This is a genomic window from Calothrix sp. PCC 7507 (genome assembly GCF_000316575.1).
In the GTDB taxonomy this organism is placed as follows: domain Bacteria; phylum Cyanobacteriota; class Cyanobacteriia; order Cyanobacteriales; family Nostocaceae; genus Fortiea.
Genome location: NC_019682.1, coordinates 3855923 through 3870174 on the forward strand (window position 1 = coordinate 3855923; position 14252 = coordinate 3870174).

Annotated in this window: 19 protein-coding genes; 17 read left to right on the top strand and 2 right to left on the bottom strand. The window is 42.0% G+C overall.

Translation table 11 applies throughout. From position 1 onward, the window contains the following. The 6 genes from CAL7507_RS16280 (at position 1) to rpsN (ending at position 3793) form a co-directional block, all read left to right on the top strand. Positions 1–834, top strand: coding sequence for a class I SAM-dependent methyltransferase (locus CAL7507_RS16280; RefSeq protein WP_015129579.1), 834 nt, complete (start codon positions 1–3; stop codon positions 832–834). Positions 835–918: 84 nt separating this feature from the next. Then, a complete protein-coding gene (locus CAL7507_RS16285; RefSeq protein ID WP_015129580.1) occupies positions 919–1161 on the top strand; it encodes a hypothetical protein in 243 nt (80 codons plus the stop codon). Next, the gene (locus CAL7507_RS16290; protein ID WP_015129581.1) at positions 1154–1537 is read left to right on the top strand and encodes a PIN domain-containing protein; all 384 of its coding nucleotides are present in this window, start codon (positions 1154–1156) and stop codon (positions 1535–1537) included. The genes CAL7507_RS16285 and CAL7507_RS16290 overlap by 8 nt, the downstream gene beginning before the upstream one ends. Before the next feature lie 119 nt (positions 1538–1656). Further along, complete coding sequence (gene rseP / locus CAL7507_RS16295) at positions 1657–2742, top strand: RIP metalloprotease RseP (protein WP_015129582.1); 1086 nt, start codon at positions 1657–1659, stop codon at positions 2740–2742. Beyond that, positions 2718–3407 carry an endonuclease III gene (gene nth / locus CAL7507_RS16300; protein WP_042341368.1) on the top strand — a complete coding sequence of 230 codons (690 nt, stop codon included), beginning with the start codon at positions 2718–2720 and terminating at the stop codon, positions 3405–3407. Before rseP ends, nth begins: the two co-directional genes overlap by 25 nt. Before the next feature lie 83 nt (positions 3408–3490). Further along, the gene (gene rpsN, locus CAL7507_RS16305; RefSeq protein WP_015129584.1) at positions 3491–3793 is read left to right on the top strand and encodes a 30S ribosomal protein S14; all 303 of its coding nucleotides are present in this window, start codon (positions 3491–3493) and stop codon (positions 3791–3793) included. A 70-nt stretch (positions 3794–3863) separates the two neighbouring features. Here rpsN and CAL7507_RS16310 read toward each other — a convergent pair whose 3' ends face one another. Then, entirely contained in the window at positions 3864–4193 is a 330-nt protein-coding gene (locus CAL7507_RS16310; RefSeq protein ID WP_015129585.1) for a hypothetical protein, read from the bottom strand. A gap of 88 nt (positions 4194–4281) precedes the next feature. Between CAL7507_RS16310 and aat the strand changes: the two genes are divergently transcribed. The 9 genes from aat to CAL7507_RS16355 all read left to right on the top strand — a co-directional run bounded on the left by aat (position 4282) and on the right by CAL7507_RS16355 (position 11421). After that, on the top strand, positions 4282–4857 hold the full coding sequence (gene aat, locus CAL7507_RS16315) for a leucyl/phenylalanyl-tRNA--protein transferase (protein ID WP_015129586.1): 576 nt from the start codon (positions 4282–4284) through the stop codon (positions 4855–4857). 242 nt (positions 4858–5099) lie between these two features. Next, complete coding sequence (locus CAL7507_RS32755) at positions 5100–5585, top strand: hypothetical protein (protein ID WP_015129587.1); 486 nt, start codon at positions 5100–5102, stop codon at positions 5583–5585. 45 nt (positions 5586–5630) lie between these two features. Beyond that, positions 5631–6008 (top strand): DUF433 domain-containing protein, encoded by a 378-nt coding sequence (locus CAL7507_RS16325; protein WP_015129588.1) that lies wholly within the window; start codon positions 5631–5633, stop codon positions 6006–6008. After that, the gene (locus CAL7507_RS16330) at positions 6005–6397 is read left to right on the top strand and encodes a hypothetical protein (protein WP_015129589.1); all 393 of its coding nucleotides are present in this window, start codon (positions 6005–6007) and stop codon (positions 6395–6397) included. The genes CAL7507_RS16325 and CAL7507_RS16330 overlap by 4 nt, the downstream gene beginning before the upstream one ends. Positions 6398–6683: 286 nt before the next feature. Continuing rightward, positions 6684–7247, top strand: a complete 564-nt coding sequence (locus CAL7507_RS16335; RefSeq protein ID WP_015129590.1) for a Uma2 family endonuclease — start codon at positions 6684–6686, stop codon at positions 7245–7247. A gap of 208 nt (positions 7248–7455) precedes the next feature. Beyond that, positions 7456–7656 (top strand): hypothetical protein, encoded by a 201-nt coding sequence (locus CAL7507_RS16340; protein WP_015129591.1) that lies wholly within the window; start codon positions 7456–7458, stop codon positions 7654–7656. Further along, positions 7653–8135, top strand: coding sequence for a response regulator (locus CAL7507_RS16345; protein ID WP_042341369.1), 483 nt, complete (start codon positions 7653–7655; stop codon positions 8133–8135). The genes CAL7507_RS16340 and CAL7507_RS16345 overlap by 4 nt, the downstream gene beginning before the upstream one ends. A gap of 260 nt (positions 8136–8395) precedes the next feature. Beyond that, entirely contained in the window at positions 8396–10174 is a 1779-nt protein-coding gene (locus tag CAL7507_RS16350) for an ABC transporter ATP-binding protein (protein ID WP_015129592.1), read from the top strand. Next, positions 10171–11421 carry a nucleotidyltransferase family protein gene (locus CAL7507_RS16355; protein WP_015129593.1) on the top strand — a complete coding sequence of 417 codons (1251 nt, stop codon included), beginning with the start codon at positions 10171–10173 and terminating at the stop codon, positions 11419–11421. Before CAL7507_RS16350 ends, CAL7507_RS16355 begins: the two co-directional genes overlap by 4 nt. A 67-nt stretch (positions 11422–11488) precedes the next feature. On the opposite strand, the gene CAL7507_RS32400 is transcribed toward CAL7507_RS16355, so the two are convergent. Further along, on the bottom strand, positions 11489–11644 hold the full coding sequence (locus CAL7507_RS32400; protein WP_160166340.1) for a hypothetical protein: 156 nt from the start codon (positions 11642–11644) through the stop codon (positions 11489–11491). Positions 11645–11716: 72 nt separating this feature from the next. Here CAL7507_RS32400 and CAL7507_RS16360 point away from each other — a divergent pair, with 72 nt between their 5' ends. Together CAL7507_RS16360 and CAL7507_RS16365 are read left to right on the top strand one after the other, a co-directional pair. After that, positions 11717–13117 (top strand): tetratricopeptide repeat protein, encoded by a 1401-nt coding sequence (locus tag CAL7507_RS16360; protein WP_015129594.1) that lies wholly within the window; start codon positions 11717–11719, stop codon positions 13115–13117. A 43-nt stretch (positions 13118–13160) separates the two neighbouring features. Beyond that, positions 13161–14231 carry a glycosyltransferase family 1 protein gene (locus CAL7507_RS16365; RefSeq protein ID WP_015129595.1) on the top strand — a complete coding sequence of 357 codons (1071 nt, stop codon included), beginning with the start codon at positions 13161–13163 and terminating at the stop codon, positions 14229–14231. The last annotated feature ends 21 nt before the right edge of the window (positions 14232–14252 follow it).

Here is a 14252-nt window from a genome sequence, read left to right on the forward strand (position 1 = left end):
ATGACTTATTCATCGTTAAGTGCTTACAAGCAGCAGATTCTTCATGATTTCAATAATCGCCCAAACTACGAGAATGAGTTTCATAGACGAGCTGCAACTCGATTAGTATATTTGGCAAAGTTACAACCAGGTCACCAAGTTTTAGATATCGCTACTGGAACAGGTCTAGCGGGGATTGCTGCCGCTCAAATTGTTGGTTCTACAGGTCGTGTTTTGGGAACTGACTTTGCTGAGGGAATGTTGCAGCAAGCTCAAAAGAAAGTTGCAGTTTTGGGACTCACTAATATCATGTTTGAGAAAGCGGATGCAGATGAGCAAGAATTCCAAGGAAGCCAATTTGATGCTATTTTATGCTCATCAGCGATCGCCTACTTGACAGATATTCCGATATCACTTCGTCGATGGCACAATGCTTTGAAACCAGGAGGAGTTTTTGCATTTTCCTGTCTTGCAGAAACTTCCCCAACGGCGTCTGTTTTGTTTCGAGCAGTGGTACAAAAGTATGGCGTTACTATCCCGAATCCCAATGAGTTACTTGGAACCCCTGACAGGTGTTGTCAAATCCTGGGAATGATTGGGTTTGAAGAAATCGAAATTACCACTGAGCAATTTGGTTTCTATTTGCAAGATGCGGAAGTTGCCTGGACTGGCAATGCCAAGAGTGCATTTGGGCTTCAGGATGCAAAATGGTCAGAGGAGCAGTTAGAGCGGTGTAAGCAGGAATACTTTACAGAGGTAAATAAAGCTTCAACCCAAGAAGGCTATTGGAATGATATCACAATGTTCTTTGTAACAGCTCGCAAACTAAGTGCGATCGCATCTCTTCTAGCTTAGTTAAAGCACTTCTCGAACCATAGGTGATGGGTAAAATTGTCTTTTTTATATAATTATTAAGCTGACTAATTAAATATTTTAACTATGAAGACATTAGAAATAATTGTCACCATAACCAATGATGGCAAATTGTTAGTCAATTTCCCTGTAGATATGCCTGTGGGCGAATATAATGCTGTTCTTGTGATAGAGGATCGACCAATTGATAATTGTGTCCAAACTTCTGTCCAAAATGCTCAGGCTCTTTTCAGACAATATATTCCTGCTAGTAGAGAACTTTCCCAAGAGTTGATTCAGGAAAGAAGATTGGAGAGTTTCAGTGAGTGAAGTTGTTGTAGATGCTTCCGCTGTTTTAGCTTTGCTCAATCAAGAAAGTGGTAGCGAAGCAATTTCACAGGTTATTGGCAATGCGGCAATCAGTGCTGTCAACTTATCGGAGGTCATAGCAAAGTTAGTAGAAGCAGGAATACCTGAAGAAGATATTAGGCAAATTCTCTTCAATCTAAATCTTGAGGTTATTCTTTTTAATGAAGAACAAGCCTTGAAGGCTGGAATGATGCGTCCAGCTACTAAATCTATGGGGCTTTCATTTGAAGATCGCGCTTGTCTGGCATTAGGTATTTATCTTAACCAGCCTGTGATTACAACTGATCGGTTGTGGGGTAGCCTGAATGTGGGAATTGAAATTAGAGTAGTGCGTTAGTGAGATGGCGATGCTTAACCCATGCATCGTCGATATTGTAGTATGGCTTGAGTTTAAAGCCCCTTGCCCAACTACTACAATAAGGAGATATATCGGAAATATCTTCACTAAATTGCTCTATGTCAATTTTAGCAGCGATCGCAGTTTTGGCTGTTTTGATCTTGGTACACGAACTAGGACATTTCATTGCAGCACGTTCTCAAGGAATTTATGTTAATCGATTTTCTCTGGGTTTTGGCCCAGTGATTTGGAAGTACCAAGGGCCACAGACCGAATATGCTATCCGCGCCTTTCCTTTAGGCGGCTTTGTCGGCTTTCCTGATGATGAACCAGATAGCGATATTCCACCCAATGACCCGAATCTACTGCGTAACCGACCAATTTTAGATCGGGCGATCGTCATCAGTGCCGGTGTGATTGCAAATTTAGTATTTGCCTATTTGCTGCTGGTGGGTCAAGTTAGCGTTGTCGGTGTAGGACAAGCTACCCAACCTGGTGTATTCATCCAACAGCTAGCACCAGAGGTCAGTTCTGTAGCCGCTGACGCTGGTATTCAACCAAAAGATGTGATTATAGCAGCCAATCAAAGGCAATTTGGTACTTCACTCCAAGAAATAGAAGCTTTTCGGGACATTATTAAAAACAATCCTGGGAAGTCAATTCAATTAGACATTGTGCGTGGCGACCAAAAGTTGTCTGTGAACGTAGTTCCAGAAGCAAAGTCTAATGGCGGTACTATTGGTATTGGACTTTCTCCCAACGGCAAAGTTGAACGACATCGCCTGACTAATCCGGTAGAAGCTTTGAGTGCTGGCGCTATAGAATTTCAGCGGATTGTTTTACTCACATTTAAAGGCTTTGGACAATTAATCACTAACTTTGGCGAAACGGCTAACCAAGTAGCTGGCCCGATTAAAATTGTCGAAATTGGTGCTAGTATCGCTCAAAACGATACAGGTAGTTTGTTTTTCTTTGCAGCGCTGATTAGCATTAACCTGGCGGTCATAAATATTTTGCCTCTACCAGCTTTGGATGGTGGACAACTAGCTTTCCTTTTGATTGAAGGTATACGTGGTAAGCCCTTACCTACCCGCGTTCAAGAAAGTGTGATGCAAACTGGTTTAGTGCTACTCTTAGGATTGGGACTTTTCCTGATTGTTAAAGAAACCACCCAGTTACCGTGGTTACAAAAATTCTTCCAGTGAAGACAAAGCGCAAATCACTATCTCAGAAGCAGCGGGCGTTAGAGATTCTGTCCCGCTTGCAGCGTTTGTATCCAGATGCAACTTGCTCTTTAACCTACTCAACACCAGTGCAACTGCTGGTAGCAACTATTCTCTCGGCTCAGTGTACAGATGAGCGGGTGAATAAAGTTACACCAGCATTATTTAGTCGATTTCCCGATGCAGCGAGTTTGGGGAATGCTGATTTAACAGAGTTGGAAAACTTGGTGCGTTCTACAGGATTTTATCGGAATAAGGCCAAGAATATCCAAGCCGCCTGTAGGATGATTGTCACCGAGTTTGACTCTGTTGTTCCTAATCAAATGGAACAGTTGTTAAAGCTTCCAGGTGTGGCACGGAAGACAGCAAATGTGGTTTTGGCTCACGCTTATGGGATTAATGCTGGGGTGACTGTTGATACCCACGTCAAGCGGCTGAGTCAACGATTGGGGTTAACTAAGCATCCAGACCCTATCCGCATTGAAAAGGATTTAATGGGGTTATTACCGCAACCAGATTGGGAAAATTGGTCAATTCGGCTGATTTATCATGGACGGGCGGTTTGTAAAGCCCGTTCTCCAGTCTGTATTGCTTGTGAACTAGCCGAACTCTGTCCATCTGCGAAGGAGCCGATGGTAGCAGGGTAGAATATACTAGCAGCTTTGAGAGGCCAAACAGCTATCTTAACTGTAGAATAGAAAATGCTGTCTTTAAATAGATTAGAGAGTGTATGGCAAAAAAGAGCATGATTGAGCGCGAGAAAAAACGCGCCAGATTGGTAGAAAAGTATGCTGACAAGCGGGAAGCTTTGCAAATAGACTTCCATAACGCTGAATCTCCTCTGGAGAAGCTAGAAATTCACCGCAAAATTCAGCAACTACCCCGCAATAGCGCGCCTAATCGCCGCCGTAACCGCTGCTGGGTGACTGGTCGTCCCAGAGGTGTTTATCGTGACTTTGGGCTATCTCGGAACGTCCTCCGGGAATGGGCACATGAAGGTTTGTTACCTGGGGTAGTTAAGTCCAGCTGGTAGTCAGTGAACAGTCATCAGTGAACAGTCATCAGTAAACAGGCTGATAACTGATAACTGATAACTGACAAAATTATTGACCGCAACAGCGATCTATGCCCAGACTTTCTAAGAGTAGATCGCTGACAGCGTTGGCGATCGCAAACTCTCCATAAAAGCTTTTGGAAAAATCATAGGCCTGCATTTCTGTGACAATGGCAATCACCAGAGAACCGAGGTCATTTTCTCCTTCCATCCTTTGACGCATAAAAATTTGTGCTGCTCTTTGAGCTATGTTGTGATTAATTGCTTCGGGAATAAATTCCGTATCTAGCCACCGTAATAAACACTCTTGCAACCATTCACCTTCGAGGTAGGGATTGTCAGACGGTGGTAAGGTGATGGGTGGAATTGGTTCAGTCATTTTTTTAAACGCAGAGGAATGAGGAGGGAAACGCAAAGGAACGCGGAGGTTTTTCTGTGCAGGTTTTGTTTGATTGTGAGCTTAGACCATGCAATATGATATCGGTGCGATTATTCAAGGTTATGCACAAGGCTATTTTCTCATGGCTGATGACAGTCAAGGACTGGCATGGTATGGTAGCCGCGATCGCACTTTGATTCCTCTCGATGAACGATTTCGCTATCCTACATCGTTGCGGCGAGTCTTGAATCAAGAGCGGTTTATGGTAGCAATTAATCGTAATTTTCCTGCTGTGGTGGCTGGGTGTGCTAACCGGGATACTACTTGGATTTCACCGGAACTACAAGAGATTTATTGGCTACTCTACCAGCAAGGCTATGCTCATAGTTTTGAAACTTGGCAAGGTGACGAACTCGCTGGGGGAATTTTAGGGATTGTCATTGGTGGCGCTTTCATTGGGGAATCGATGTTTTACAACATTCCCGAAGGCTCAAAGGTGGCGATGGTGAAGTTGGTGGAAAGATTGCGCGAGAAGCAATTTGTGATGTTTGACGCTCAAATGATGAACCCTCATTTGGAAAGATTTGGCGCTTACCGGGTTGGGGATGAAGAGTATCAAGTTTTACTTAATAAAGCATTACAACGTCAGTGTTATTTGGTGTAAAGTAAAACTAATTTATGAAGCATATACAGAAAAAATAATTTTGCTTTAGATATCATTCTAAATTGCGTGTACATGCGTAAATACTATGTATAATAACTAGTTATACAGCCTTGCTTACTTACAAGTAAATGATTTTAAAATTGCCAGTTTTATTTCAATATCCCGGAAAAACATTGAGAGAACAGTGTATCAATTGATCCAGAGCTATAATATCATCCGATTACTCATAAATAACAAGTCTTATGCTAAAAATTCATGACTTAGATTTTGGCTTTAATGATGCTGAAAATTATAAAAGAAACGAAAACAAAAGTTTTTTCAACAAGGTTTTTTTTAGAACAGAAGAACTCGATAAGCTTTGCGGTAGGAACACATTCTTTCTCATAGGAGAGAAGGGAACTGGCAAGACTGCATGTGCAGTTTATTTGTCAAATAATGATTATAAAGAAACTTTATCTACGCTGAACTATATCAGAGAAACTGATTATCATAAGTTTGTCCAAATGAAGAACAAAGATCATCTTGCTCTATCTGATTATGTGGACATTTGGAAAGTCATTATTTACTTACTACTCAGTAGGAGTATTAGCACGAAAGAGAAAAATAGTTTAATGCCAAAATTTATCAAATTTCGTAATGTTAATGCTGCCGTAGATGAGTATTATGCAAAGGCATTTTCTCCAGAAATAATTAACGCTATAACAAAGCAAAGTATGACAACAGTTTGATTGTCAACACGATAACATGAAGTTAGTTTACCAGAGGCTGCGGCTATGACTTTGGCATCTAATGAACAAGCCACTATCATTCGCACAGAACGTGGACTCACGATTTCAGGAACACGCATTACCCTCTATGACGTAATGGATTTTTTGAAGGCTCAGTATCCCCCTAAGTTAATCCGCGATAAATTTAACCTCATGGATGAGCAAATGGATGCTGCATTGTATTTTCTAGAAGCGAATCGCACTCAGGTAGAAGCTGAGTATCAAGAAGTTCTCCAAACCAGAGAGGAAATTCGCCAGTATTGGGAAGAACGCAACCGCGAACATTTTACTCGAACCGCTACTAAGCCGCACAAACCTAGTCAAGATGCTCTCTGGACAAAGCTTGAGGAGCAAAAAGCCAAACGCACTTCAAAAACGCCATGACTTTTCTGGTTGACTACAACCTTGATGGGTATGCTTTAGTTTTCCTGGGTGTCTTAGCAAAAAACGGTTGGCTGGAATTGATAACTGTCCGTTTTGTCACCTTCAGAGAGGCTGGCTTGTCGATGGATAGTAATGATCGCGTTGTCTGGGGTTATGCTCAAGCTAACCAGATGATGATCCTCACAGCCAATCGCAATATGAAAGGTGAGGATTCGTTAGAGCAAGTCATCCGCGAGGAGAATACAGCAGATGGGTTTCCGGTAGTGACAATTGGGGATCTTGATCGTCTTGATGAGTTCGACTATCGAGAGCGTTGTGTTGAGCGTCTCATCGAGATTATCCTAGATATTGAGAACTATATGGGAGTTGGTCGGTTGTTTATCCCCTGATACCGTTTTTTTGTGAAGCTGCATATAATTCACCCCCCGGCTATCGCCGTCCCCCCTTGCCAAGGGGGGACTACAGGGGGGTATTATTATGTGCATCTTCATACAGAATTGGTATGAGGTAATTAGACCTAGTTGGTGATTGTGGCGATCGCAGTCGTATTAATGTTATTTGTTGAGTCTGAGAAGTTACTATCTACGGGTCAATAGGAACGTTCTGTAGTTAAATACGCCGATATTTTAAAATTAGTGCAAAGCCCATCAAGCTCGCTTTTGTGAGGCAGTCTCAATGGTACAGTCCCCATCTAAATATTCAACTTTAGAGGAATTTCTGAAGCTACCAGAAACCAAACCTGCTAGTGAGTATATTGATGGCTTCGTCATTCAAAAACCAATGCCACAGGGTAAGCACAGCAGTATTCAGACTGAATTTTCTACTACTGTCAACGTGATTTTTAAGCCGCGAAAAATTGCGCGAGCATTTTCAGAACTACGTTGTACCTTTGCTGGAAGATCAATAGTTCCAGATGTATCTGTATTTTCTTGGGCTAAAATTCCCCGTGATGAAAATGGTGAGGTTGCCAATATTTTTCCGGTAGCGCCTGATTGGACAATTGAGATTTTGTCCCCAGATCAGAGTCAGACGAAAGTCACCAAAAATATTTTGCATTGTCTCAATCATGGGACTGAGATATTTTGGCTGCTTGATCCAGATGAGCAAACTGTATTTGTTTATCTGCCAAAGCAGCAAATACAGGTATTTGATCAACCAGGGTTAAAACTTCCGGTTCCTGATTTCGCCAGTGAACTACATCTGAGTGTGGAAACTATATTTGGTTGGTTATTGGATTGAAATCCCCGCGCCTAAGAGGCGATCGCTTTATCTAAAAAATAGTGGCTAGTAAAAGTGATGAAATGTCAATGCTTTATTTAAAAAAATACTAAATCCTTAAAAAATTTAGCTTGGCTGCTCCTACCGCTTCAGCAGCAAGCGAAGTTCAAAGCTTTGGTGTCATTATGTTGGATAATCTCAAAGAGTAGCACAAGGAAGTCCCCCCGCAATGGTATTCCAGTGGTTAATTAAAAATAGGGTGACAGCAGGATTTGGTTTAGCGCTCGTTGTTTTGGTGGTTGTCGGTATAGATGCTTATCTGAATCTGCTCAACTACAGAAAGTCTGCCGATGCTGTTGAACATACCGGCATGGGGGTACAATTCATGCAGAAAGCCCCGGAGAAGGACAAGGAACAACCTTTATCGTGAATCTCCCGCTGATGATTGTCCATCGCCCCCTTGATACGCCAGATCGAGTTCATCCCACAGCTAGCCAGGAAGTCCCATTAGATGATGCTCCTTCTATAGAAGGCTTCAACATTTTGGTAGTAGACGATGAAGCAGATACGCGAGAGTTACTAATTACCCTGTTAGAGCAATATGGAGCCAGAGTCACAGCTGTTGCTTCTGTGGCTGAAGCCTTAGAGAGACTGGAACAGTTGCAGCCAGATGTGCTACTTAGTGATATTGGGATGCCAGATGAAGATGGTTACTCCCTAATTCGGCGCGTGAGAGGCTTGAGTAGAGAACAAGGCGGTCAAACTCCAGCGATCGCCCTCACAGCCTACGCTAGAACAGAAGACCGAATTCGGGCGCTAGAAGCGGGATTTCAGACACACATAGCTAAACCCCTCGAACCTGCAGAACTTGTGGCGGTGATTAAAAGTTTCGCCGGGCGCGATCGCTAAGGTTAACAGGTATTGACAAAAAAAAGATACACAGCTTTCATTGATCAATGATGCATCTGCCGTTAAAATTCAGCTAGATTCATCGGCATTACGTTAATCTGACTTTTATTCATGATTTTAAGAAAATCATGTTTTAGTATAAATTTTGACTAATTATCCGGTTAACCGACAGATTGCCGCGAATAACTAAATGAGAAAAAATATCTTGAGATCCTCAACTTTGCTCTCTCTGAGGAATAGTCTAACCGTTCGGTATTTCAATGCTACAGATCAAGCGTGCAATTGTATTAGTTTGGCAAAGTGCTTCTGGCTGGACTGTAATTCATGTTACTTTAACCACGATTCAGAGTATATTACCTCTGGCGTTACTTTATATTATTAAACTCATTGTCGATAACATTGCCATTAGTTTGAATATTGGCGATAAAACGCAGATATTTAGTCATATTCTATTCCTGTTATGCAATGCAGGAATAGTGATGTTGTTGATCAATATCAATGCTGTAATTTCTGAGCTAGCATCAACAACCCTATCGCAAAGGGTTACAGATCACCTGCAAGTGACGCTGTATAAAAAAGCGATCGAAATTGATTTAGAGTCTTACGAAAATCCCCAACATCAGGACATTTTGGAACGGGCTAAGTGGGAAGCCCCTTACCGACCGACCCAAATGCTAAATAGCTTGACATCTGTAGGGCAAAGTGTAATTTCCCTATTGGCGATCGCCGGGCTGATCATCTCTCTACACTGGGGACTGCTCGGCGTTTTATTGGTCGCCTCCCTTCCCACCATGTTCGTTCGCTTTAGCCAATCCAAAGTCCTTTACAAGTGGCGTCGCCGTCAAACTGAGATAGAACGCCAAGCCAACTATCTTGGGCATTTATTACTAGGAGATCACCCTGCCAAGGAAATTCGATTATTTAATTTAGGTGATTTGTTGATTGATCGGTTTTATCGCCTCAGGCAGCAACTGTTTAAAGAGAAACTGGCAATTACTACTCGCCAAGCCATCTCCCGATTGATGACACAGGGATTTGCGGGAATTGCGATATTAGTTACCTATAGCTTTATTATTCATCAAACAATTTATGGTAAATTTCAACTAGGCGATTTGGTGCTGTATAGCCAAGCCTTTCAGCGAGCTCAGGGCGCACTCGGAAGCCTAACTTCTGGACTAGGGCAAGTACATGAAAATAACTTGTTTCTTGCTGATTTATTTGAGTTTCTAGCCTTAAAGCCTACTATAAGTGAGCCTATACATCCTAAATTAGTGCCCCGTCCAATGCGACAGGGTATTGTATTTCAGGATGTGAGCTTTCAATACCAAAACTCCTCACGCCAAGCAATTAAGCAGGTTAATCTCACTATTGCGCCAGGAGAAATTATCGCCCTAGTTGGCGAAAACGGATCTGGTAAAACCACATTGGTCAAACTACTCTGCCGTCTTTATGACGTGACCGAAGGTAGTATTACGATCGATGGTATCGATCTGCGGCACTTTTCGGTGCAGGATTTGCATCGCCAAATTAGTGTAATTTTTCAGGACTATACTCGCTATCAGGTTACGGCAGAGGACAATATCTGGTTTGGTAATATTGACCTGCCTCCAACTTCTGAACGAATTACTCAAGCAGCTCAAAAGTCAGGTGCAGATGCAGTGATCCAGAGTTTACCGCAAGGATACGGTACCCTGCTAGGGAAATGGTTTAAAGGTGGGGAAGAACTGAGTGGAGGACAATGGCAGAAAATTGCTTTGGCTCGTGCGTTCCTGCGGGATGCCCAGTTGGTGGTGCTGGATGAGCCGACGAGTGCAATGGATGCCAAAGCTGAGGCTGAGGTATTTCAGCAGTTTCGCGATCTGATGCGCTCACGCTCTGCACTCCTCATTACCCATCGCCTTTCCACCGTCAAAATGGCGGATCGGATTTATGTCATGGATCAAGGCGAGATTGTGGAAAGTGGCACCCACGAGCAGTTGATGGCACTACAAGGCATCTATGCCCATTTGTTTGAAATTCAAGCGAGAAATTATCAATGACGACCCTAACTCCTGAATTTACGGTTCTGCTTGCCTGTGTACGGTTGTATTTAGGTACAACAACGAAGAGCGAAGTGAGTTGTCTATTGGTGCCAGATATCAACTGGACTACTCTACTGGAAACTGCGAACAAAAATGGCGTTCTGCCGGTGTTGTATCAGAGCCTCAAAGCGATTGAGGAGGATCTGATACCTCCAGGGGTGATGGTGCAATTGCAAACCTACAACCGCATGAATGGACTGCACAATGTTTCTCAAACCAAGGAATTACTGAAGATTCTGGCGCAGCTGGAGAAAGCTGGAATTGAGGCGATCGCTTTTAAAGGACCGATTCTCGCAGCATCTGTTTATGGCAATGTGACGCTACGCCAATTTAATGATCTAGATATCTTAGTGAAGCAGGAGGACTTTTGGCAGGCGAAAGCCGTTTTGGTCGCCCAGGGCTATCAATCTAGCGGCTCAGAAGCGAACGAAATTGTGGCATTCAATCACCATTTTCAAGTCTCTTTGTCTCACAGTACCCCTGAAGCGACGATGTTCAATCAGCGATTTCAACCCTCTTTACTACACAGCAACCCCGAAAGAAGTATCGATTTGCACTGGGGGATTCCGCCCAGACGAGTTGGGAAGAGCGATCAGTTTGAGCGCCTCTGGGAAAATCTATATCTGATCGATCTGATGGGTCAGCCAATTAAAATCTTTTCTCCAGAAACAACCTTAGTAATTCAATGCATGAATCTTGCTAAAGAACCTTGGAAGCGATCGTTTAAGCAGATATGCGATGTAGGACAAATCATTCGAGCTTATCCTGATTTGAATTGGCAATCAGCCCTGGAACTGTCTTCTGAGTTACACAGTCAGCGATTATTCCTCATAGGACTCAGTGTGACTCATAAACTTCTACATGTTCCCTTACCCCAGTTCATGGTAGAGATGCTTGTTAGAAGTCAGCCAACTGACGAGCGTCTTTTGGAGAGCAATCCCTTACAGAAAAGCTATGGACTCCAAGTCTGGTGGGAATACACTGATCAACTCAAAACTCTCGATAAATCATGGCATGGGCTATTTATCACCACACACTATCTGGAATTGATTTTCAGACTTATGCTGTCACCTAGTGAACGCGATCGTGAATTCTTGCCCCTACCGAGAGGATTATATTTTCTCTACTATATAATTCGTCCCATCCGAGTGCTAATCAAGTATTCACCTTTCCGTAAATCATTCCTCATGCCAAACAAAGCTTAGAGGATGTTTTAAAAGTTTTGGGCGAATATAATTCGCTACTACACAGGCAAAGTCTGCCTCCGCAGACTCACACAAAATCAGGGGTTTCTAACCCACGGAGGTGGGTTTTGTCTGTGTAGCCAAGCCAGTGCTTTGCGGGGGTTCCCACACCACTTGATGCCAGTCCGCTCAAGTCGGGAAACCCGCCCACGCGGCTGGCTCCCCGTTGTAGCAACTGGCGCACGATTTCTAATCGCCAAGGCTGGTATTAATTTAGACTTGTGCATTTATCCTTTTAAAACCTAGAAAAATCATCATGGATCAGTTATCAAACTTAGATATCGACTCAGCTCTAACTCAATTCAAGTTGGCTAATGCTTGGCAAATTAGGGGCAACTTTGAGGATGCATTTATACGCTATCAAGAGACCTTGCGATTGCGACCTGACTATATGCCAGCCTATCAGCAATTAGGGAATTTGATGCTAAAACAACGTCGGCGCGATGAGGCGCTAGAGTACTATGAGCAGGCACTCGCACTTGATTTTGAAGCAACTAATCTTTCGTTTTACTATCAATGCTTGGGCTTGCCGAAACAGCATCCTGCCCCATCAATCAAATCTGAAAAGGTTTCCTTTGGAAACGAAAAATCAAATGCGCTATCAACTGGCAAAATAAATCTCGGTAGCCAAAAAGTTTTTGGATATCATCGTAGTGGCTGGAACTTTGCAATTCAAGCACTTAGTTCTTTGCACAATCCTCAAGGCATTTTGTTTGATGGCTGTTTAGAGAATCAGTTTCTCTTTCAGCACAATCGTGTCGGTAAGCGATCGGCGCAAATCTTAGCAAAAATGCAGGCAGATGGGGTCTTCCAAAGTTTGGCAAATTCCGAAGAAAAGGGAATCATTCCCTATCAAAAACCTTGGGTCGGATTTCTGCATAATCCCCATTCCATACCGATTTGGTTTAATGATCAAAACTCACCCCAAAAGCTATTTGAAAAGGCAATTTGGCAAGCTAGCTTACCTCATTGCGTCGGATTGTTTGCATTATCTGAGCATTTTGCCCATTGGCTGAGAGAACAAACAGGCAAACCAGTTTCTGTACTAACCCACCCAACCGAGATTCCTGACAAACAGTTTGATTTTGACCAGTTCCTTGCCAATCCTCAAAAAAAGGTAGTACAGATTGGTTGGTGGCTGCGTAAGTTGCACTCGATTTATCAATTACCTCTAGCTCAGGATAATCCTCTGAACTATCAAAAAGTGAGACTAGGATTTCTATTTGAATATGGAGAAGTAGTATTTGACCAACTTATGCAAAGAGAGGCAGAAATTTATAAAATCCAAGTTGATGAATTGTATTTAGCTAATACAACCGTTATCCAACATATTCCTGATGATCAATATGATGATCTATTATCAAAAAATATTGGTTTTGTGGATTTGTATGACTCCAGCGCCAATAATGCCATTATCGAATGTATTGCCCGTGCGACTCCCCTGTTAGTTAATCCTTTGCCTGCGGTGAAAGAGTATCTGGGAGAAGACTATCCTATGTACTTTAATACTTTAGAAGAAGCTGCAGAAAAAGCGTTGGATACCTCACTAATTTTAGAAACACATGAGTATCTCAAATCTTGTGAAACTCGACAGAAGCTATCAGCAAAATATTTTCTAGATAGCTTTTGTAACAGCGAGGTTTACCAACTCCTGTAACCAGTACTTAATCAAACTTATCTTGACATTGAGGAGACAATAAATGGAGATTTTTAAGCTGGCAAAACTTTATGCAAAGCACCCCACGCTTCACAAGCAACATATTCAAAAGTATCATCAAATGAGGGCACCCTATTCACTTATTTCAACCGAACCGCTTATTTTTTATATGACATATTCCTTGTCAGAAGAATTTTGTCATGCATCATTGGAGCCAATATTCAACTATTTTCAAGATCGAACTGTCTACTTTTTAAAGAATTGGTGGTGGGATATGGAAAGTCCCCATGAAGTTGCAAAAGTCAGAGAAATGGAAAATCAACATATTAGGCAATATCCCAAACATAAATTCATCCATATTTGTAATACATTACAACAGCAGCAAGTTTTTGATGAATATAGCTTAAATGCAGTATTTTGCAATCAAAACTGTTTAATTGATGAAAGAATATTTAAGCCAATTAATGATATGTCTAAAGAATTTGATGCAGTTTATGATGCCAGAATCTGGCCATATAAACGGCACTTGTTAGCACAGAAAATTGATAGCGTCGCTTTTATTTATACTTTCGATCCTGCAGAAGCTTATTATTATGAAGTAAGGTCTTTATTTCCCGATGCTCATTACTTTAATCACGCTCTAGCAAAAGACGGTATGAGTGCATTATTGTCTCCAGAGATAGTAAATCAGTGTTTAAATGCTTGCAGAGTAGGTCTGTGCCTATCCAGTGTTGAGGGTGCAATGTATGCTAGTATCCAATATCTACTGAGTGGATTGCCAGTTGTCTCGACTAAGAGTAAAGGTGGTAGAGATGTATTTTTTGATGAAGAATATACATTAATCGTTGAAGACAATCCAGATGCGGTTAAAGAGGGTGTAGATGAATTAATTCGACGCAATATCTCTCCTGAGATTATTCGCTTTCAAGTGATAGAAAAAATTCAGGAGCACCGTCTCACTTTCATTAAATTGATTCAGAGCATTTACGACCAAGAAGAAATTAACAAAGATTTTTCCTTGGAGTGGGAGAATATATTCTTTAATAAGCTTTATAAGCTGCAAAGACCAGAGCAAACAATTAAACAGCTTGAACTGGCAAAGATAGGAGTTTGAAATAAAAATCGCTTTCAAGTG